Source organism: Stieleria marina (assembly GCA_007741555.1).
In the GTDB taxonomy this organism is placed as follows: domain Bacteria; phylum Planctomycetota; class Planctomycetia; order Pirellulales; family Pirellulaceae; genus K23-9.
In genome coordinates this window covers 5,268,969-5,290,236 of sequence record CP036526.1, presented here as the reverse complement: position 1 = coordinate 5,290,236, position 21,268 = coordinate 5,268,969, and the positions used below count along the sequence as shown (strand labels likewise).

16 protein-coding genes and 1 pseudogene are annotated in these 21,268 nt (G+C 55.6%); 11 read left to right on the top strand and 6 right to left on the bottom strand.

All coding sequences use genetic code 11. From position 1 onward, the window contains the following. Window positions 1-223: 223 nt before the first annotated feature. The 7 genes from K239x_RS18760 to K239x_RS18725 all read left to right on the top strand — a co-directional run bounded on the left by K239x_RS18760 (window position 224) and on the right by K239x_RS18725 (window position 11,420). Entirely contained in the window at window positions 224-784 is a 561-nt protein-coding gene (locus K239x_RS18760; RefSeq protein ID WP_145419731.1) for an ECF-type sigma factor, read from the top strand. A gap of 512 nt (window positions 785-1,296) precedes the next feature. Next, on the top strand, window positions 1,297-5,088 hold the full coding sequence (locus K239x_RS18755) for a tetratricopeptide repeat protein (protein ID WP_419189146.1): 3,792 nt from the start codon (window positions 1,297-1,299) through the stop codon (window positions 5,086-5,088). Window positions 5,089-5,693: 605 nt separating this feature from the next. Beyond that, window positions 5,694-6,410, top strand: coding sequence for a hypothetical protein (locus K239x_RS18745; protein ID WP_145419729.1), 717 nt, complete (start codon window positions 5,694-5,696; stop codon window positions 6,408-6,410). 48 nt (window positions 6,411-6,458) lie between these two features. After that, a complete protein-coding gene (locus K239x_RS18740; RefSeq protein ID WP_145419728.1) occupies window positions 6,459-7,859 on the top strand; it encodes a PQQ-binding-like beta-propeller repeat protein in 1,401 nt (466 codons plus the stop codon). Next, a complete protein-coding gene (locus K239x_RS18735) occupies window positions 7,808-9,274 on the top strand; it encodes a YHYH protein (protein WP_419189145.1) in 1,467 nt (488 codons plus the stop codon). The genes K239x_RS18740 and K239x_RS18735 overlap by 52 nt, the downstream gene beginning before the upstream one ends. Window positions 9,275-9,337: 63 nt before the next feature. Further along, entirely contained in the window at window positions 9,338-9,946 is a 609-nt protein-coding gene (locus tag K239x_RS18730; RefSeq protein ID WP_419189144.1) for a response regulator transcription factor, read from the top strand. Further along, window positions 9,924-11,420 carry a sensor histidine kinase gene (locus tag K239x_RS18725; RefSeq protein WP_145419726.1) on the top strand — a complete coding sequence of 499 codons (1,497 nt, stop codon included), beginning with the start codon at window positions 9,924-9,926 and terminating at the stop codon, window positions 11,418-11,420. Before K239x_RS18730 ends, K239x_RS18725 begins: the two co-directional genes overlap by 23 nt. 203 nt (window positions 11,421-11,623) lie before the next feature. Here K239x_RS18725 and K239x_RS18720 read toward each other — a convergent pair whose 3' ends face one another. The 3 genes and pseudogenes from K239x_RS18720 to K239x_RS18710 all read right to left on the bottom strand — a co-directional run. Next, the gene (locus K239x_RS18720) at window positions 11,624-12,367 is read right to left on the bottom strand and encodes a hypothetical protein (protein ID WP_145419725.1); all 744 of its coding nucleotides are present in this window, start codon (window positions 12,365-12,367) and stop codon (window positions 11,624-11,626) included. Beyond that, window positions 12,364-13,002 (bottom strand): hypothetical protein, encoded by a 639-nt coding sequence (locus K239x_RS18715; protein ID WP_145419724.1) that lies wholly within the window; start codon window positions 13,000-13,002, stop codon window positions 12,364-12,366. The genes K239x_RS18720 and K239x_RS18715 overlap by 4 nt, the downstream gene beginning before the upstream one ends. 913 nt (window positions 13,003-13,915) lie before the next feature. After that, a pseudogene (locus K239x_RS18710) lies at window positions 13,916-14,167 on the bottom strand (integrase core domain-containing protein); the annotation flags it as partial. Between K239x_RS18710 and K239x_RS18705 the strand changes: the two are divergent. Further along, on the top strand, window positions 14,091-14,609 hold the full coding sequence (locus tag K239x_RS18705) for a DDE-type integrase/transposase/recombinase (protein ID WP_145419723.1): 519 nt from the start codon (window positions 14,091-14,093) through the stop codon (window positions 14,607-14,609). The pseudogene K239x_RS18710 and the gene K239x_RS18705 sit on opposite strands and share 77 nt — an antisense overlap. Window positions 14,610-14,655: 46 nt before the next feature. On the opposite strand, the gene dsrP is transcribed toward K239x_RS18705, so the two are convergent. The 3 genes from dsrP to K239x_RS18690 all read right to left on the bottom strand — a co-directional run bounded on the left by dsrP (window position 14,656) and on the right by K239x_RS18690 (window position 17,667). Continuing rightward, on the bottom strand, window positions 14,656-15,894 hold the full coding sequence (dsrP, locus tag K239x_RS18700) for a sulfate reduction electron transfer complex DsrMKJOP subunit DsrP (RefSeq protein ID WP_145419722.1): 1,239 nt from the start codon (window positions 15,892-15,894) through the stop codon (window positions 14,656-14,658). A gap of 89 nt (window positions 15,895-15,983) precedes the next feature. Beyond that, window positions 15,984-16,925: a 4Fe-4S dicluster domain-containing protein gene (locus tag K239x_RS18695; protein WP_145419721.1), complete on the bottom strand. Its 942-nt coding sequence runs from the start codon at window positions 16,923-16,925 to the stop codon at window positions 15,984-15,986. Continuing rightward, window positions 16,912-17,667, bottom strand: a complete 756-nt coding sequence (locus tag K239x_RS18690) for a cytochrome c3 family protein (RefSeq protein WP_145419720.1) — start codon at window positions 17,665-17,667, stop codon at window positions 16,912-16,914. Before K239x_RS18690 ends, K239x_RS18695 begins: the two co-directional genes overlap by 14 nt. A gap of 114 nt (window positions 17,668-17,781) precedes the next feature. On the opposite strand from K239x_RS18690, the gene K239x_RS18685 reads away from it, so the two are divergent. The 3 genes from K239x_RS18685 to K239x_RS18675 are packed head-to-tail and all read left to right on the top strand — an operon-like array spanning window position 17,782 to window position 21,256. Continuing rightward, window positions 17,782-18,051 (top strand): chaperone NapD, encoded by a 270-nt coding sequence (locus tag K239x_RS18685; RefSeq protein ID WP_145419719.1) that lies wholly within the window; start codon window positions 17,782-17,784, stop codon window positions 18,049-18,051. After that, the gene (locus tag K239x_RS18680) at window positions 18,048-20,468 is read left to right on the top strand and encodes a molybdopterin-dependent oxidoreductase (protein WP_145419718.1); all 2,421 of its coding nucleotides are present in this window, start codon (window positions 18,048-18,050) and stop codon (window positions 20,466-20,468) included. The genes K239x_RS18685 and K239x_RS18680 overlap by 4 nt, the downstream gene beginning before the upstream one ends. Next, entirely contained in the window at window positions 20,465-21,256 is a 792-nt protein-coding gene (locus K239x_RS18675; protein WP_145419717.1) for a diheme cytochrome c precursor, read from the top strand. The genes K239x_RS18680 and K239x_RS18675 overlap by 4 nt, the downstream gene beginning before the upstream one ends. Window positions 21,257-21,268: the final 12 nt, after the last annotated feature.

Genomic DNA, 21,268 nt, shown 5'->3' with positions numbered 1-21,268 from the left:
ACGAAACAAAGCGGCAAACTCGCCTCGTTTTGTTCAACTTCAGTAGATTTGCATGTCAAGTAATTTGCAGCGGTCCAAATTCTGGTGCTAAGCCGACTCATCGCCGCAGATGACAATCCTCCGAAATTGGCATAGTGCAGCATATTGAGCTTAGCGACGTTGTTCGCATCGGAACTTAGAGAGCGTAAGGGGGGAACTTGCGTTTTCCCGCTACAATGCGTGAATGAGCGATGATACCAGAATCCTGTCAGCCATCGAATGTGGGGACCAGAACGCTTCGGACAAATTGCTGCCGTTGGTGTACCAGGAGCTGCGCAAACTGGCGGCGGCGAAGCTGTCGAAGGAGCAGCCGGGCCAGACGCTACAGCCGACAATGCTGGTACACGAAGCGTATTTGAGACTGGTCGACGTCGATCGGCCTCAGCAGTGGAGTGGACGCGGCCACTTCTTTGGGGCAGCAGCTGAAGCGATGCGGCGGATCTTGGTTGAGAAGGCGAGGCGAGAGCAAAGTCAAAAGCATGGCGGCCACATGCGGCGAGTCGAGCTGGGTGTGGCGACGGCTGCAATTGAGAATCCGGTCGAAGATCTGTTGGCTTTGGATGAAGCCCTGACGCGATTCGAGCAGAAATGGCCCGACAAGGCAGAGCTGGTAAAACTGAAGTACTTTGCCGGGCTGACGATTCCTGAGGCTTCAGAAGCCATAGGCGTCTCGACAGCGACGGCTGAGCGGTACTGGAAATTCGCTCGGGCTTGGCTGCATTCACAGCTCAAAGGCGGAGAGTAACAACGCTACTCCGCAGCGATTCCTTGAAAATGAAAGCGCGACGCACGAGTCTGTTGCGACGTAGGTGATTCACTCCCTTACGATTCGAGCTCGTATGAAAACTAAACTGACGCTGTCTGAATAGGCAGCGATTTGCAGTCCACGAATCGTTTTTGAAAAATAGTGATGGGGTTCTGCCTTAGTTTTCGCACTGTTGTATTGACGGATAGAAAATCGCATCGCGTAGGAATAGGTTGGAGTCGTTCATGCCGGAAAGCACACCGAATCTGGATTCACTATTTGCGGCAGCTTCCGCAATCGAATCCGCTGACGAACGAGCCGCCTATCTCGACAAGTCCTGCGGCGACAATCTGGAATTGCGCAAGCTGTTGGAAGGGATGCTTCAATCAGATCAGCAGGCGGGCAGCTTCCTGGAAAAACCGGCTCCCGGACTGGACGACACAATCGCGTCAGGCAGCGAAGGGAAAAACTTGGCGGCTTCGATGGATGCTGGATTAACAACGGCATTTTCGGTGAATGATGCCGTGGTGCTGGGCAGCCCTAATCACAGCGTGCTGAAAATGCTTGGCAACACGCTCGATGAAGTCCCACGTGTGTTGCTTCGGGAGTCGCATGCCGAGGGTGACGATCCGATCTCCAAACCCAACTCGCCGGAAATCCCGCACAGTGATTCAGACGGTCGATATCGCTTGGATGGCGAGATCGCTCGCGGCGGCATGGGGGCGGTTCTGAAAGGTCGCGACATGGATTTGGGGCGTGATCTGGCAATCAAGGTTTTGCTTGATTCGCACAAGGACGATCCGCAAGTAATTCAGCGGTTTGTCGAAGAGGCTCAAATCGGGGGGCAGTTGCAGCATCCGGGGATCGCTCCGGTTTACGAACTGGGGCAGTTCGCCGACCAGCGACCGTTCTTCAGTATGAAACTGGTCAAGGGCGATACGCTGGCCAAGTTGTTGTTTGATCGCGAAGACGCGGTCGATGAACGCGGCAAGTTGATCGGCATCTTTGAACAGATCTGCCAGACCGTGGCCTACGCGCACAGTCGCGGGGTAATACATCGCGATTTGAAACCCGCGAACATCATGGTCGGTGCCTTCGGCGAAGTGCAGGTGATGGACTGGGGGCTTGCCAAGGTGCTGCCGACCGGTGGCGTTGCGGATGAGAAGAAGGCGAAGAAAACTCAGCAAGGTCAAAGTATCATTCAAACGATGCGCAGCGTGGGCAGCGATATTCCTGGCTCGTTCGGTTCGACCGGTTCGGAAACTCAAATGGGTAGCGTAATGGGAACGCCCGCCTATATGCCGCCAGAACAGGCGTTGGGCGAAATCGACCAACTGGATCAGCGAGCCGACGTGTTTGGATTGGGTGCGATTCTATGTGAAATCCTGACGGGCAAGCCACCGTACGTTGGAGAAAACGGTAGTCAGGTTTACCGCATGGCCAGTCGTGGCAAACTGGACGATGCGTTCACACGACTGAATGCGTGTGCCGCCGATACGAAGTTGATCACGCTGGCAAAACACTGTCTAGAACTAGAGCCGGCCAACCGGCCCAAAGATGCCAGCGTGCTGGCCGGGCGGACTACGGCATATCTGGAGTCGGTCGAACAGAAACTGCGAGACAGCGAACTGGCGAAGGTCGATGCGCAGGTGAGGGCGGAAGAACTTCGTCGGCGTCAGCGGCTGGCGTACACTGCCGGAGCGGCCATTGTGGCGACGTTGTTGATTGGGATTTCAGCTAGTCTGTGGCAGATGTTCCGAGCCAACACCGCCGAGCAATTGGCTCGCGAGGAAACCGCCCGCGCGACCGTGGCGGAACTGCTGGCCAAAGAGGAGGCCGTTCGCGCCACAACTGCCGAGAAAGAAACGGCCGATACGCTGGTGAAGGTAAAAACGGAACGGGACGCGAAGGAACTGGCCCGAAAGGACGCGGAACAGATCTCGACGTTCCTGAGCGAAGTCCTGCGGAGTCCCGACCCAAACCGCGATGGCCGCGAGATTAAGGTCGCGGAACTCCTGGACAATGCAGCGAAAAAGCTGGAAACCGACCTCGCCGACCAACCTGGGCGACGCGTCAAACTACAGGCAACACTCGGCTCTACCTTCTATGAACTTGGGCTCTTCAAGCAGGCGATCCCGCTGCGGGAGCAGGCGCGGGATCACTACCTATCCAGCGGCGGCCCGGAGCATCCCAACACGCTCGCCGCGATGAACAACCTCGCGAAATCCTACTACCAAGTCGGTCGCCGGGACGAGGCGATTAAGCTACAAGAGGAGGTGCTGAAGCTCCGCCGCAAGGTGAGTGGCCCAGAGCATCCCAACACGCTCATTGCGATGAGCAACTTGGCTGTTTTCTACGACGATGACGGCAGACGGGACGAGGCGTTCAACCTGCGAGAGGAGGTTCTGAGGCTCCGTCGCATGGTGCTCGGGCCGGAGCATCTCCAAACACTCAGTGCGATGAACAACCTAGCGATTTCCTACGACGACACTGGCCGCCAGAATGAGGCGCTCCAGCTGCGAGAGGAGATACTAAGGCTCCGCCACAAGGTGCTCGGGGCAGAGCACCGCGACACGTTCAGCGCGATGAACAACTTAGCGATTTCTTACTATCAAGCCGGGCGTCGGACCGAGGCGATCAAGCTGCGAGAGGAGGTACTGACCCTCCGCCGCAAGGTACTCGGGCCAGAGCACCCTGGCACGCTCGATGCGATGGCCAACCTTGCGAATTCGTACAACGACGCTGGCCGACGGGACAAGGCGGTGAAGCTTCGAGAAGACGTGCTGACGCTCCGCCGCAAGGTGAGCGGCCCAGAGTATCCCGATACGCTTGACGCGATGAACAACCTAGCGGTTTCCTACGACGACGCGGGTCGCTGGAATGAGGCGGTGACGCTGAAAGAGAAGGGGCTTACACTCCGTCGCAAGATGAGCGGCCCGAGGCACCCTGATCTCCTCACTGCGATGAGCAACTTAGCGAATTCCTACTACGAAGCCAATCGCCGAGACGAGGCGATGAAACTACGAGAAGAGGTGCTAACGCTCCGCCGCGAGGTACTCGGGCCGGAACACCCTGACACACTCGACGCCATGAACAACCTGGCGATTTCCTACGACAACGCCGGTCGCCAGGACGAGGCGCACAAGCTGCGAGAGGAGGTGCTGTCCCTCCGCCGCAAGGCTCTTGGCCCAGAGCACCCCGACACGCTCAGCGCGATGCACAACTTGGCGGCTTCTTACTACGACGAAGCCGGTCGCCAGAATGAGGCGCTCAAGTTGCGAGAGGAGGTGCTGACGCTCCGCCGCAAGGTGCTCGGCCCTGAACACCCCGACACGCTTAGCGCGATGAATAACCTGGCGGTATCCTACAAAGCTGATGGCCGAATGGCCTTGACGCGCAAGCTGCTAGATAGGTTGGTGTCGCTCCGCCGCAAGGTGCTCGGCCCGGAGCACCCTGAAACCCTCGCTGCGATGAACAACCTCGCGATTCTTCACGCCTCCGCCGACCGCCGGGACGAGGCGTTCAAGAAACTGCTCACAGCGACGAACAGACTGGCGGAATCCTGCGAGGTCGCCGCCCAACGTGACAGGGCGCGAGATCTGCGTGAGGAAGCGCTGACGCTGTGCCGCAAAGTGCTTGGCCCCGAGCACCCTGACACGCTCCTGGCGATGCACAGACTGGCGATTTCGTACAAAAACGCCGGTCGGTTGGAAGAGTCGCTGCAACTAAGAGAGGAGGTGGTAACGATTCGCCGTAAGGTTCTCGGCCCAGTGCACTCCAAGACGCTCGAAGCGATGAACAACTTGGCGAAGTCTCATGCCAACGCTGGTCGCCTGGATGAGGCATTCAAGCTGCGAGAGGAGGTCTTGACACTTAATCCCAATGACCCGAATGGCCTTGGTGGCATGGCATGGCTGCTGGCCACGACTCCAGATAAAGATGGAGAATACCCTTCGGCTGCCCAGGCCCTCGCAATGGCTCGCCGAGCTGAAGAACTGGCTCCTCACCACTACGGTATTTTGAATACCCTAGGAATTGCTCTCTACCGCGCCAAAGAGTGGCAGGAGACAATCGACGTTTTGCAGAAGTCGATCAAACTCGGCGGCGACAAAGTCTACAACTGGCTGTTTATCGCGATGGCCCACTGGCAGCTGGATCAAAAAGATGAAGCCAAACAGTGGTACGACAAGTCGCTCGCCTGGAAAGCCGCCAACGCAGTCGCCACCCAGGCCGACGCCGACCTGCAACGCTTCTATGCCGAAGCAGCCAAACTGATGACAGCCGATGCGAAGGAACTAAAGTAAGAGGAACTCCCCGTGTGCGTGAAAGCGGGGTCAATGTTTCCGATTTACCCGGCGAGACACTCTCCACCCTACTGGAGCAGTTTGAGGTGGCCTGGGTTTAGGGGGCCACACGAGTTCTTAAACTGAACGGAATTCAAGGAACCCCAGATGCTACGAAAAACCAAGTCTTCAGCGACGCCAGAACGGCGTACATATACAAACGAATTCAAACGTGATGCGGTTGCCATGCTGCTAGATGGTCACTCCACCACCTCGATTGTCGAGCGATTGGGGCTCTCGCCCTGCCGCTGCTCTCTCACGTTCCCCTGATTTCCGCAAAGCTGCATTCACTGCGATTCCTCGCGCCAGATGGCTTGGGCGACGATGGCTTGGGCGATGGCGGTGCTCCAATCCAGGGAGGTCGTTTGCAGATGGGGGCACTTGCGGCGGTAGCGAACGCCTTTGTTCGCCACCATTTTGGATGCGTTTGGCTGTTTCTGGCAATTCTTGCCCAGTTAACCGAAAACTAGGATGCAACTTCATCTCAGCTTCAGGTTCAGGGATTTAAGATTTCGCGACGTTGTATTGAATCAGTCTCCACCACTTCCTCTCCGCTGTGTCTGGTCATGGAAAAAACGCATCGTAAATTCGCCGTTCTTCTCCTGCTCGGTGTCGTCACGGCAACGGTTGCCTGGGCGACAAGTTATGCGGTCGCGCAGCAACGGAGCGACCGACGGCCGCCTCCTGCCCGGCGAGGCGAGAAACCGGAAATCGAAGACACGAAGAAGCTACACGTTTACGCGGACAACTGGTTCTCGTTGTGGATCAACGGCGAGCTTGTCGCGGTCGACTCGATCCGATTCATGCCTCACAATGTGATCTCAGTCGATGTCTTTCCTGAATACCCGATGACGATCGCAGTGATGGCGAAGGACAACGCAGACGCGAAGACCGGCATGGAATACAACAATACGCAAATCGGTGATGGTGGTTTCATCTTAAAGCTGGCGGACGGAACGGTGTCAGGAAAGCACTGGAGAGCCAAGTCCGTATCACGTGGGCCGATCGACCGAGATACACGCAACCCGCGTGTCGAAAACGACGTGGTTCCGGAAGGCTGGTTTGAAGTTGATTTCGATGATTCGTCTTGGGACGCGGCGAAGGAATTCTCCGAGCAAACGGTTCGGCCTAAGCGACCGTTCTATCAATACGATTTTGAAGGAGCGAAGTTTATCTGGGCCAACGATCTTGAGCTCGATAACACGGTGCTGTTCCGGCACACCGTCGATTCGCCTCCCGACGGAAGCACACCGAAGAGTTTCCCGCTTCTCCAGTCCAAGTAGTGACGATGGTTCACGCAACAAATTCCGTACTCCGTTCCCAAAAAAAACATGCCTTCTCGCCTTATCAAACCACAGCTGTCCGTCCTGGTTGCCGCCACGGCTTTTCTTGTCACAACGACTGCTTATGCAGATTGGACTCGTTTCAGAGGGCCCAATGGTTCGGGGATCAGTCCATCGGACGCGCCCACGGAATTCGGCTTCAACAAGAATTTGAAGTGGAAACGAGAGCTGCCCGGGCGAGGCATTTCGAGTCCGATTGTCGTCGATAACAAAGTCTTTGTGACGTGTTACTCTGGCTACGGCATGGGCGACGACGAAGGCAAAATGGAAGACCTGAAGCGGCATCTGGTTTGCGTTGATCGCAAGTCGGGCAAGACAATGTGGACAAAGACCGTCGACGCAAAAATGCCGGAGGACGAATGGCGTCCGCCGGGAGTCACAACGCACGGCTACGCGAGCAACACGCCGACCAGCGATGGGACTTATGTCTATGCGTTCTTTGGCAAGTCAGGGGTTTATGCCTACGGTCTGGATGGCACTGAAATCTGGAATCAAAGTGTTGGAGACCAACCGAGTTTCAAAGGATTTGGTTCCGCCGCGAGTCCGATCGTGACGGACGAGCATGTGATTGTGAACGCCGCCGATGAATCGCTTGCCATCGTTTGGCTGGACAAAAAGACCGGCAAGGAAGTCCACCGTGCCGAAGCAGAAGGTCTTGGCGAATGCTGGACGACGCCCATTCTGGTCAAGAACGGCGAGGACAGCGAAATCGCTCTTTCTGTGATCGGGGAAATCTGGGGCCTCAGTAACTCGACCGGAAAGCTGCGTTGGTATGCAAACGGTGTGAACGCTCGCAATGCCCAGGTGAGCCTGATTGCCGATGATGGCGTGGTCTATGCGTCTGGTGAAGAGGGGTTCGCCGTGCGTGTTGACGGTAAAGGTGACGTGTCGAAGTCAAACACTTTGTGGGAAGGCAGCATTCGCACGCGTTATGCAACTCCAGTTCTGGTCGACGGCCACTTGTATTCCGTCAGCGGTACTGTCGTCGAGTGTATCAACGCCAAGACGGGCGAACGTGTGTTCCAGGAGCGTCTCCCTAGCGGCACAAACAATACTAAGGCGGAGGAACCACGCGATCAGTCTGGAGATCGTGACAGCGGACGCGGTGGTGGCGGTGGTGGTCGCGGAGGCGGAGGTGGTGGTCGCGGAGGCGGAGGTGGTGGTCGCGGAGGCGGCGACTTTGCTTCACCGGTTGTCGCGGGCGGCAAGATCTTTATCACTACGAACTCGGGCATGGTGCACGTTATCGAAGCGAAACCCGAATTCAAAGTGCTGGCATCGAACAACATTACTTTTGATCGAAGCGGGTTCGGTGCGACTCCGGCGGTCAGTGATGAATGCTTGTTTCTGCGATCGAATACCACGCTTTATTGTGTGGGGGCGAACTGACATCAATCCTGGAGCCGTTGGAAACCGCCAGCAACCTGCCGTGCTGGCTTGCACGCGAGATGGCCAGCATCCAGGACCACTGCCGAACGCGTGCTGTGGTACCAGATTTGGCTTTTTCGTCGATTCGATTCCGTTTTAAAGAAGACCACCATGATTCGCCCGAAATCGATTGCTGCATGCCTGGTGGCATTTGCGACAACGCTCAGTCCGCCGAACAAGACGACCGGCATTTCATTGCTCCGCCTTTCATGAAATTTATAGGAATAGTCATGCGATACCGATTGTTGGTTCGTTTCATCGCCGCCCTTTTCGTTTGTGGGCATCTCCCGGCGATGGCACACGATGGGCACACTCATTCCAGCGATGGCGAACATCACGCCCAGCCGGTTAGTCGATCGCATCAGCGGAAGGTGAAGGCGATCAATACACAGCCGACGTACATTCTGACAAGCTTCAACGAGGAGACGGAGGTGGGTAACCAGCCTGACAAAAAGCAGCCTGAAATGGCTGGTCACTTCCGGCACTTCAAGAACGTCACGACCCGCTGGAATGCGGATACTCTTTTCGTCCAAAGCAACGGGCTACCGGACCACAACATGATGGTCGGCATTCGATCGTGGCAGCAACAAGTCCCGCTGCCGCAACCGTACACGGGCAAGAACGCCTGGCAGATTCCTCTGAAGCCAAAGCTGGCGGCAAATCCCGTTTCGGCAAAACACAAACTCTATCGCGGGGCAATTGCGCTGGCCGTCAACGGAGTTCCAATCTTCAATGCCCTCAACAACCGTGGCGACGATGCGTTTCTTGCCGGCGAACTGGACCAGTGGGGAGGTCACTGCGGAAGAGGCGATGATTATCACTACCATATTGCTCCGATCCACCTGGAAACAATCGTTGGAAAAGGCGAACCGATCGCCTACGCGCTAGACGGCTTTCCTATCTACGGTCCCACCGAAGCGGACGGATCCCCGGTCGGAAAACTTGATCAGTTCAACGGTCAGTTTGACCGAGACGGTGCGTATCATTACCACGCAACAACAAAGTACCCTTACATCAACGGAGGGATGCGGGGAGAAGTGACCATCCGGGGAGACCAGATCGATCCGCAACCGCGAGATTCACCCCTGCGGCCAGCCTTGCAACCATTGCGTGGTGCTAGAATCACCGAGTTTGAAGCGACGGAAAAACAGTCGAAACTGACCTACAGCGTGCAGGGGCGGACTGGCACGGTCACCTATTTTCCAGTCACAGCAGACGACTGGAAATTCACTTTCAAAGATCCCGATGGCAGAACGCGCACTGAGAGCTACCAACGGCGAACGCGTGACGATCGGCGCGGTGATGATCGGCGCGGTGACGATCGGCGGCCACCTCCGGCCGGCGGGAAACGACCGCCTCCACCACCACGTCGGTAATGGTCCATGCGAGTACTGGTCGTAGAAGATGAAGCCGGACTGCGAGATGCCGTGTCGACGTCATTGCGTGAAGAACACTACGCAGTTGATGAGGCATCTGATGGCAAGATTGGGCTGATCAAGGCAAAGCAGTGGAACTACGATGCCATTGTGCTGGATTTGATGCTGCCCAATATCGACGGCTGGGAGTTTCTACAAGAACTACGCAAATCGCACGAAACGCCCGTGTTGATCCTGACCGCGCGAGATGGTGTCGAAGACAGGGTGAAGGGGCTGGACCTCGGGGCCGATGACTACCTTTGCAAACCCTTTTCGCTGGCCGAGCTTTCGGCCCGCATACGAGCCCTCATTCGCAGAGCGAATGGGCAGGCGACGACAGAGATCGTCATCGGCCGGGTCACTATCGACACGGCAAAGCGAACCGTATTGAAAGAGGGGCAGATGGTAGACCTGACGGCTCGGGAATACACGCTCATCGAGCTGCTGGCGTTGAACCAAGGCAGCCTCGTTTCCCGCAGCATGGTGTATGACCATGTCTTTGATGAGAATGAAGATTCCCTGTCAAATCTGGTCGACGTTCATATTTACAACATTCGGAAAAAGCTGGGGAAGGACTTTGTGACGACACGTCGTGGTCACGGATACATAGTTGAAACGCCACGCTCCTCCTGACGTCGTTGTCGGTGGCAAAAAATCGAACCGGTCCCTTTATCAACCTGTGCGCAACTTTACAAAATCCATTGCTTGGCGGCTTCAATTTTGGCACGCCACGATTCTGTTTTGTGTCGTTGTCGGACTGAGTACCTTGTGGTTTCTGCAAGCGCGTCGTGCACGACTTAATGCGATCGATGCTGAACTACTTTCCGCCGCCCGTGTGCTGGACGGAAGTCTGCGAGGATTTCCCTTCATCACATCTGCCCCAAGAGAATCGTCGCCCGTTCCGATACTTACACGGCATGGTCACCAACGACTGTCGCTTCCAAGAGAGAATGTCGACCGCGAAGACGGAAAGCTGCCACCTTACCTAGCCATCTGGTTAAGCGATGGTCGCCTGCTGCGTTCCGCGCGGGTGCCTGAGAATGTCGTGGTCAAATTCCAGGAGTCGATGGCGAGGTCAGGCTTCAGCGTCCAGCAGCGTGATGCGCTTCGTGAAGTACGTATCGTAGGGCCCCGGGGATCACAAATCCTTGTCGGGCGGGACCTGACCGCCGAGCTTGGAGAGCTTCGTCGTCTGGCGTTTCAGATCATCGCGTTTGCTACATGTATTTCGTCGGCTGGGCTGTTCGGCGGATGGTGGCTCGCCCGCGCCGTTCTTCGTCCCATCTCAGCGATGTCTGACGCGGCGTCCCGGTTCTCCGTTGCTGATATGTCGCCCAGAATCGATGTCGTGGAGACGGATTCGGAACTGGGCGAACTGGCGACGATACTCAACGGAGCCTTTGACCGTGTCGATCAATCGTTTGACCAGCAGCGGCAATTCGCAGCCGACGCATCACACGAATTGCGCACGCCTTTGGCCGTCATTCAGTCGCAGATTGAACTGGCTCTCAAGAAAGAGCGGACATCGGCGGAGTACGCCAAAACTCTGGCAGTCTGTGCCTCGGCAGGCGACCGGCTGTCTGATCTCGTTGACTCGCTGCTGACATTGGCGCGCCTTGACGCAGGCGAAAAGCCGGCAATACGCACTCCGGTTCGTCTGGATCTTGTGGCCGCGAAGTGCATTGATCTGATGCGTCCGCTAGCGGAGCACGCCGACGTCAAGCTCGAAGGCGACTTTGGGACCGCGGTGGTATTGGGAGATCGCAAGCAGCTGGAGCGTGCGGTACTCAACCTTCTCAAGAATAGCATCGAGTACAACCATCGCGACGGCAGTGTGGAGCTTGTGGTCGAAGCAAGCGAAACCACTGCGGAGTTGATCGTTCGCGATACCGGAATTGGTATCAGTGAAGAAGAATTGGTGCGTGTCACAAAACGCTTCTATCGTGTCGACAAGGCGAGGACGCGGCAGCAAGGTGGAAGTGGTCTGGGGCTATCGATCGCTGAGCAAATTATCGAAACGCATGGTGGAACGTTTCAGATTTCTTCAGAGCTAGGTCGGGGCACAACCACGTCGGTGCGAATCCCCGTATGCGACCAGAAGAGATAACTCCGCGACCGTAGCCTCAGTGCGCGTCGATCGCGATTGCTTAGCAGGGCTTAGTAGCTTTCGAGAGTGAGTCAGCGTCGTATCGTGTTTCAATCCAACTAGCGTGATTCGTACTTCACGCTGTGTTCGCCAGGGAATTAGGGTTTGGCATCGCAGACGCGATTTTCACGGTATGCTCATTCTCGCGAGACGAAGTTGACTATTCAGCGTCGCCTGTAGATTTGGATTTCGTCAAACCTGCCTTCATAGACCTGCACCGTTCGCTCGATCGTCCCTCGCACGATCGGACCTCGGCCCATCTTGCTGATCATTCGATTGCGTCCATTCGACTTGGAAATTTTTCCCAGATGGATATAAGCTTCGTCAGAGCCATGATTGGCGAACACAACGACATCATCGTCAATTAACGATTCAAGCTTATCGAGCTCGGACCAGTCGACGTCGGCTACCGGATATGTCGCCAGTCGGTCATAGAATTCTTGCAGCAGGATGTGAGCCGGATTCTGCCCATTCGTAAAACCCACTGCTCGCGGTTCTAAGAAATCAGCACGTGATAGTCCAATCACGTCGCCGATTGCGAAGGTGGCACAGTTAAACGTCGTCTGATCTTCTGGTCGACTTGGGTCGGTGCGCCAAGGACTGTCAAGCGGAAGCACCTGCGGCACCAATTCGGTTTCTTCGTCGGTGCCGCTGTAGCGCTGCTGTTCTTCTGTACTCACAAATTCAATTGGGGGACGTATCACGATACACTCGCCGTTGCGAAGCCGGAACAATTTGCGACCCGAGATCCCAATCGGAGTGGGGATTGGAGCCAAAAATTCCATTTCCGGATACTTACCGTTTCGACCAGCGATGGCGCTATTCATCGCCAACACGACGACAGCAATCATTGCTAACGCCGCGTACCTACGCGAAAAGAAATGTCGTTTCCAATATTTGGTACTCATGGACTTTCCTGTGGGTGCAGCAACGATGACAAGATTTTTCGATAGAGTTCAGCATCACTGGCATGCTGAGCCAAAATAGGGTCCTGCGGGGTTCGGTCCCTCAGTACATTGGCCGAAATCGCGAACCGTTCGGAAGCCTGCATGGCGTCAGCGTAGAGCTTCAGTTCGATACCAAGTTCAGCGAGCGATTTAAGCTCTAACATCAGCGACTTGTGATAATCAAAGTTCTGGGCGATCTTTGATTCTTGAATCGCACGAATCGCAGTACGGTACTCCTTATTTGCCGAACGCATGTCTCCGCGGGCAAGATCCACATAAACGATTTGCGTGTGAGCATTCAACCAAAGTGAATACAGATCGATGACATTAGGATCCGCTTCCAAGCAGGACGCAAACAGGTCTCGAGACTGCCGATAGTATCGCGATGCATCCTCGAGCTCTTCGATCGCCTGGCAGCAATGCCCCATCCGTCTGGTGGCATAGGCTTTGGCAAGTTGCGTCGTCGGATCGACGCTCGTCTGTTCTACGTACTGACGGTCGTACAGCAGATAGGTATCCAACAGTTTTCGGTAGGAAGCTAGATGCGAAGGATCCTCGTGCAACTTCGATTCGACGACATTGAAGAGCGAGTCCAATTGTTGTGTTACCAATAGCCTATCAACGGACGAATCCTGGGAAACGCTGGACGCTGCAAAGATCGGCTTGGCTACTCTGCAAAAAACAGCCCCAATAAACATGCCGATCACAACGAGGGTCAGCGCGCGACCAACCGACACGGAAGCCCTTGATGCTTCCACGATCGGTGGCGCATTAAATTGCCGGTCTGCGATGGACGTTTTTCCATCAGACCGTTTCGTGTGGCGCAGCCGTCGCCGTGCTGCCATTAGGCACACCGACCTACGGGCGGATTTGGCAATGCAGATTCCATCAACTCAGACTCATGGGCAGGGTGCAAGAATGCAAAGGCGGCACGCAGCGAACTCAAAATCCTGAACAGCATTTCAGTAACAATTTGACCCGAGGGGCAATCGTTAAGGCAGTGGCTTTGGCGAACAAACGCCGAAGTCTTCTTCGCAACCTAAAGGTAGAGCGCAGGGTTCTTTTACAAACCCCGGACAAGGAAAAGAGGTTCGATTAAAACCAGGAAATCAGAGAGCTTTTGGCGTCCTAAACACAATCATTTATCAAAGACTCCTCTAGCTTTCGCAATCGCGAAAAGCAACGACCGAAACGGCGATCTGCTTAGCCGATCGGGGGATTTGCAACGTCGAAAGAAAGGTGCGGAACAAAAGTGACGGACTGCCGGTTTGGTAAACGCATTTCGTATTTGCGAAATGCAATCGCCGAAAGAAACAGGGAAGACGAGTCTCCTTTCGGGGGGGCGTCCAATTCGTGCCAGATGCAACAGCTCAGTGCGCACGTGATATTCAGGTAGGTCTGATCGTTCTCAATGATAATGATGTAGAGGAGCAACTCGTCTGATGGCGTTTGCGTATCCCAGAGCCAATGCTGACTCTCACAAGCCAGGCTGGGATCGGTTGTTTACACCAACGACGAGTGCTTGCGTACTGAGTTGTAAAACCCTTCGATGTAGTCTGACACGCCTCGAGTCGCGTGCTCATGCGTTTCGTAGATTTCATTGGCTTCTTCCACTTTGTAGCTTTTGAAGAATGATTCCATCGGTGCATTGTCGTAGCAGTTACCGCGTCGACTCATGCTTTGAATGAAGCTATTTGTCTTTAAAGATGTGCGGAAGTGTTCGCTGGCATATTGGCAACCGCGGTCGCTATGGATGATCAACGGCCGCTCGCTGAAGGTCCTTTCGTTGATCGACGAATTCACACGCGAGTGCATTGCCCTGGAGGTGAATCGAAAGTTCACTGGTGACGACCCTGTCACTTTGTTAGTTGACCTGTTCGCGATCCGACGCAGACCGCAGTTCATTCGCAGTGACAACGGCCCTGAATTCATCAGTAAGCAAGTGCGTGAATTCCTGGATCTGATCGATGTGGGGACGTCCTACATCGAACCAGGTAGCCCTTGGGAGAATGCGGGAGACCGTTCACGAAGTGCGATGGGCGGATTTTCAAAAAGGCATTCTGGGGAAATCAATCACGACGGCGACAGCATCCTGACTCGCGCCGAAGCAGTCAGCAATTCCGAACGGATGTTCGCCAAGATGGACACCAATGGTGACGGCAACATTTCAGCCGCGGAAATGAAAGCTTCCCTCCGCAATTGAGAACGTCGTCTTCTGGTCCGTAGATTTCGGCTTCTCATCTTGATCGTCAGTGTTCAGCGGGGTGCTTTAGCGTTGGTAGCGCCGTCTTGATGGCGATGGTGAAGACCAATAAGCCGAAAGCCCAAATGCCGACGGTCACTTTCCATTCCAGTTGGCTCGGGACGTACTCGACAATTTCGTGCAGCGTGCTGGGGATGAAACCGGGGATGATCAGGCCCATGCCTTTTTCGATCCAGGCACCGACGAATGCCATGCAGCACGCAGCGACCAGCAGCGGTCGCCAGCGAAAACTGAGCAGGCCCGGCCACAGGAACAGCAGTGCCGCGGTTAGGTTCAAACCGATCGCGGTCCAGGTCCAAGGAACGAGTGCGGTTTTGCCGTGCAACCCAAAGAACAAGTACTTGGCTGCACTGACGTGCGAACCGCCGGTGTAGAACTCGGTGAACAATTCTGACGCGACCATCAGTAAGTTGATCAAGATCGTGACGCGAATGATTTTGGTCAGTGTGGCGATCGGATGATCCAGGCCAGCGACGCCGGACAGTTTCTTGATCAACACCATCGCAACGATGATAAACGCGGGCCCGGAAACGAACGCGGATGCGAGGAAGCGGGGAGCCAGAAGCGCGGTGTTCCAAAACGGGCGACCTCCCAGGCCGCAATAGAGGAACGCGGTGACGGTGTGAATCGAGATGGCCCACACGATCGACAGCATGACGAACGGGATGTACCACGTTGGGTTGGGCTTGCGCCCGAGGAACCGCATGTAAAGCAGGTAGCCGCAGATGTGCAGGTTCAGGACGAGGTAACCGTTCAGCACGATCACATCCCAGGTTAGCATCGAAATCGGCCAGTTGAATTTGCCGATGCCCGGTATCATGTGCCAAAAGCGATCGGGGCGACCGAGGTCCGCGACAACGAACAGCAAGCACATCACGATGGCGGCGATGGCTAGAAGTTCGCCGATGATGACAACATCGTGCATCTTGCGGTCGTGGTACAAGTACGCGGGGATGACCATCATCACACCGCCGGCAGCCAATCCGACCATGAACGTGAAGTTAGCGATGTACAGGCCCCACGAAACTTGGTCGGTCATGTTTGTACCGATCATGCCACCGGCGACTTGGTTGGCCCAAGCATTGGCGCCGACTAGGAACAGCGCGGTCAGCATCGTCATCCACGCGTAGAACGCGAACGATCCTTCGGTGGCAAGCCATAACGAACGCCCGATGAACTTTGGGTAACTCGTGATGTGCGATTCTTTGGCGGGACTGCTGCTCATAATGTCAGTTCTCTGTAGCGAATGTCGTCAAGACTTTCGATGAACTTGTTGCAAGGCCGAAACTCATGGCGAATTCCGCTACGAGGGGGTTAGTCGAAATAGTAAAAGAATGCCGGTTTGGTACCGAGTTCTTCTTTGAGGATGTAGACGCGTTTGTGTTCCAGAATCCAGCGGATGTTGGAATTCGGGTCCAGGATGTTGCCGAAGACGCGAGCGCCCGTCGGGCAGGCTTCCAGGCATGCTGGCAACTTGCCGCGTCTGGTGCGGTGCAAGCAGTAAGTGCATTTTTCGACGACGCCGACCGGACGAATTCGATTGCTCAGATAGCTTTGGTCGGGATTCAATTCCTTGGCTGGCACTTCGGGCTTCTTCCAATTGAAACGCCGCGCATGGTACGGGCACGCCGCTTCGCAGTACCGGCAACCGATGCACCAGTTGTAATCGACCACGACGATTCCATCTTCTTCCTTCCACGTTGCCTTCACCGGGCACACGTCGACACAGGGTGGTTCGTCGCATTGTTGGCACTGCACGGGCAGATAGAACTTGTCGTCCTTGGGGACCGCGCCGGAATAGGTCGTCGAACCTTGTTCCATGTCCATCGTGCCTTTGGGCATTTCGATGACGCGGATGTACGACTGGTTGGTGTCGCGGTCGTGATTGTTTTCCTTGTGGCAAGCTTCGACGCACTTGCCGTTACCGTTGCAAACACTCAGATTGATCGCGTAAACAAATTTGGTGCCGGGGATCGGTCGGTCGTCGGCGATCGTGACTTCGGCGTTGTATTTCTCTTTTGTTTCGGTTTCAAGTCGCGCCAGTACATCGGCTTTTTGCTCGGGCGAAAGTTCGGTGTAGTGGGTTTGCATGAACTCAGCCGCCGAGGTGTTCTTGGCGGCTTGCCGTAGTGGCGAAATCGCGGCAGCGAACGCACCAGCACCCAAGGTCGCAAAACCGGCTTTGACGGCGGCGCGACGGCTAAAGTTTTCGAGGACGGGGAGCGATGGATTCGTGGTCGGTTCAGTGGTCGTCATGCGATTCCGCTCCTTCGTGGTGATGGTCGTCGGATAAAGGTCCGTTGAAGCGATCCTTCGGTTTGAAACCGACGATCATCTTGGGGTAGCTGGGAGCGTGGGGATCGTGGCAGTCGATGCAGTTGTTCTTCATCTGTGGGCCGCGAGTCAAATCCCAGTGACCATTCATGCCGCCGTGGGCGCCGTGGGCGAACGATTCGGCTTGCTTGCCGTGGCACTGCGAGCACAGTGTCATCACATTTTCGTAAGCGACCTTAGTGCCGTCGGCCAGTCGCAGTGCATCGGAGTCGGCGGGGTTGTGGCAGGCGTAGCAAGCGATACTGCCGTGATTGAATGTCATGCCTTGGTGAAACTCATCCAGCGTCGCGGGCGATTTGTTTTCAAGGTTCGGCTTGCGAACGTGGTGGCAGGTCGAACAAGCAACGCTGCCGATTCGGCCTTGCGGATCGGTGCCCGCCAGTTCGATGCGCGGTGGGCCGGAAGGTTTACGAATGATGATCGGGTGTTGCGTGGCGGAAGTCGTCGAGACCCTGGGCGCATCACTGCCTGGCTGAAACTCCTGGCCAGTACCATCCGCCTGAGAATCGATCGGTGCAACTTTCGCCACGACGTCATGCTCAGCCAAAGCGTCATGCGTGATGCGCGAATCATCGCGTTGTCCTGATCGGTTCACCACGACAAAGATCATCGCGACGGCCAAGCACACCACGCCGGCGAAGAGCAAGTTGGCAACTCGCAGCATGAATTTCTATCCTAAATGAGGTTTCACTGTCGACGCACAATGTATACACTCATGTGCAGGTTGGCGAAACCTCACTCTTTCAACTTCCTGACCGCAATTTACAAAGCAAACCTAGTGCCAATCAGCGGACTCGTTGTCACATTTGCGTCGTCGTTGGAAAACCACGCCGATGCTATCGAATCGCTTCGCGTGATTCCCGAAATTGATCTAGGTCAAGCCAGCGGCAGTAAGCTTGCGATTGTCGTGGACAGTGGAACCCAAAACCGCGATCAAGAAATTTGGAACACGGTCCAAGCGTTGCCTGGAGTAATTGACTTGGCCGTCGCCATGGTCGCGTTTGATAAAGACAACGAAGACGATCCATCCCCAAGGAACCGAAGATGAATACTGATCGACGAGCCCTCCTGAAAACAGCTGCGATGGCAGCCGCCGGTTCCATGGTTGCGGGCAGCACGTCGTTGCCGGTCGTTCATGCGGATCAAGGCGTCGGCGACCTGCCGACCGGTGAGGGCTTGGAATGGAATAAAGCTCCGTGCCGTTTTTGTGGAACTGGATGCCACGTTCAAGTCGGTGTCGAAGACGGCCGTGTCGTTGCAGTCGCTGGCGATAAGGCGGCCGATGTCAACAAAGGATTGCTGTGCGTCAAGGGTTACCATGTCGGCGGGATTCTGTACGGCAAAGACCGGTTGACGAAACCGCTGCTTCGCAAAGATGGCAAGTTGACGGAAATCGAATGGGACGAAGCGATCGAAACGATTTCCCAACGCATTTTTGATTCGCCCGATACGTTTGCGTTCTACGGATCAGGTCAATGGACGATTCCCGAAGGCTACGCGGCACAAAAATTCATGAAGGGCGGGCTGGGCAACAACCACATCGACCCCAACGCACGGTTGTGCATGGCGTCGGCTGTGACCGGGTTCCTTGCGACCTACGGCGTCGATGAACCGGCCGGTTGTTACCAAGATCTTGACGAATGTGACGTGCTAATCACCTGGGGCAACAATCCGGCTGAGATGCACCCGGTGCTGTTTTCGCGAGTAACGGACAGGCGTTCGCGTGGCGAAAACGTCCGTCTGATCGACATTGGTACGCGTCGAACACGTACCACCGATGCGGCCAACGATTATTTGGAGATGAAACCGCACGGCGACGTTGCGATCTCATTGGGTATCATGCACCTGCTGGTCGAAAACGACAACTACGACAAATCGTTTGTCGAGAAGCACTGCAGCTTTCGCGGTGCCCAAGCTGAATCGCCGACACTGCAAGGCGAAACAATCAGCGAAGACGATTTCCGCAAACGGATCGCTAAATACACCCCCGAGCACGTCGAAGAATTGTCGGGTGTTCCGGCGGATAAGATTCGCATGTTGGCCGATTTGTTTGGCAATCACGACATTCGTATCACTTCGCTGTGGTGCATGGGCATGAACCAGCACACGATGGGGACGGCCATCAATTCGCTGGTCCACGGCGTTCACCTGTTGTCAGGTCACTTTGGTCGTCCCGGCGACGCGCCGACCAGTCTGACCGGTCAACCGTCGGCTTGCGGTACGGTTCGCGAAGTCGGCACATTGGCTCATGCGTTACCGGGCGGCCGCGTTGTTGCCAAGCCGGAGCACCGCGAACAAAGCGAAGGGTTCTGGAATGTTCGCGAAGGAAGCATCAGCGAAGTTCCGGGCTATCACACGGTGAAGATGTTCGAGCAGTTCACCAAGCCGACGACGGAAGGCGGTGACATCACGACCATGCTGGTGCAAGTCACCAACCCTGGCCAGACGCTGCCGAATTTGAACGAGCTGTTTAATAGCAAGAAAGATCTGAAAGACAAGTTCTTGATTGTCAGCGATGTCTATCCGACTGCGACGACCGAGCTAGCTGACTTGATTCTGCCTGCCGCAATGTGGGTCGAGAAGAACGGCATGTTCGGCAACAGCGAACGGAGGACTCAGCAGTGGTTCAAAATGGTCGATCCACCTGGCGAAGCTCGCGACGACACTTGGATGACGATCGCGATCGCGCATAAGTTGTTCGAGATGGGTTACGAAGGAATGAAAGACAGAGACGGCGAATTTATTTTCGCGGTCAAAGACGAAGCTGGTAAAGAGATTCCGATTTGGGAATTCGATCATTACTACGATACCAACGTGGACAAACATCTGTTCGAGGAGTATCGCCAGTTTACAACCATGAAGCACAAGAACCTTGCACCGTACGATGTATACGTAAAGGCTCGCGGGTTGCGCTGGCCGGTCGTCGAGCAGGACGATGGTTCTTGGCGAGAAACACGATTCCGGTTCTCTGGGTTTGACGATCCATTTGTAAAAGCAGGCCAGGAGTTTGATTTCTATCACTCGTCTTCCAACGATGGTCGCGCCCAAATCTGGTTCCACGAATACCAGCCACCGCCAGAGATGCCGGACGAGGACTACCCGATGTGGCTGTGTACGGGACGAGTGCTTGAACATTGGCATACCGGTACGATGACCCGCCGCGTCTCGCAGCTAAGTCGCGCGATGCCGACGGCGTATGTCGAAATGCACATGGAAGACGCCCAGGCGGCCAACATCCGACAAGGCGAACTCGTCACCATTGAATCCCGGCGGGGTGTATGTGATTTGCCGGTTTGGATCGACGGCCGTGGGCGACCGCCACGCGGCACGATCTTTGTTCCGTTCTTTGACGAAACCAAACTGATCAACAACTGCACACTCGAAGCACACGATCCGTTTTCCAAACAACCCGACTACAAGAAGTGTGCTGTTCGGGTGGTGAAAAAGGTCGGAGGTCAGTCATGAACCGACTGACTACCATTTTTCTGTCCGTCGTGATCGCGGTCGCGGTGGTTGGTTTTTTCGTTGGTCTGGGGCAGGGTGTCCCTCAACCTGACGGGATGCTTGACACGGCAATGGTCGCACAGTTGGACCACGAAACGATCCAGAAGAATCCCAAGCTGATCCCCGCGGTTTCCTACTCTCAAATCGCCGACACTCCGATGGGGCCTACCAAGGCTTGGCAGTCGATGTCGCAAACACTTTCAAAACCGCAGTACGATCTTTACACGAAATTTGAACAAAGCGAAGCAGAGAAGGAGGCATCGAGCAAGCTGCGTGCGTCGCGTCGAGCTTTCAACGGCGCGCCGCCCGTCATTGCTCATCCGGTAGAGAACACCACCGATGCGGCGTGTTACGCTTGCCACGGCAATGGTGTGAAGATGGCGGGCTTAAAAGCCAGTGTGATGTCGCATGAATTTTTGGGCAATTGCGTTCAGTGTCACGCCCCGATGGCACCGACACCGTTTCGCAGTTTGGACGCCACGGTCCAAACCAGCTTTGTGGGTTTGCCGGCACCGAAACAGGGCAAGCGAGCGTACCAGGGGGCGCCGCCCACGATCCCTCATTCGCAGTGGATGCGACAGAATTGCAGTGCCTGTCACGGTGGACCGAATGGATGGGCCGGAATGCAGTCGACGCACCCTTGGCGAACCAATTGCACCCAATGCCACGCCCCGTCGGCGTCGCTCGATCAAATGCCCGACGCAGATTCAGTTCCGATGTTGCCGCCCTTAGAAGTGGTTGCGAAGTGAGCGGGGCAAGAA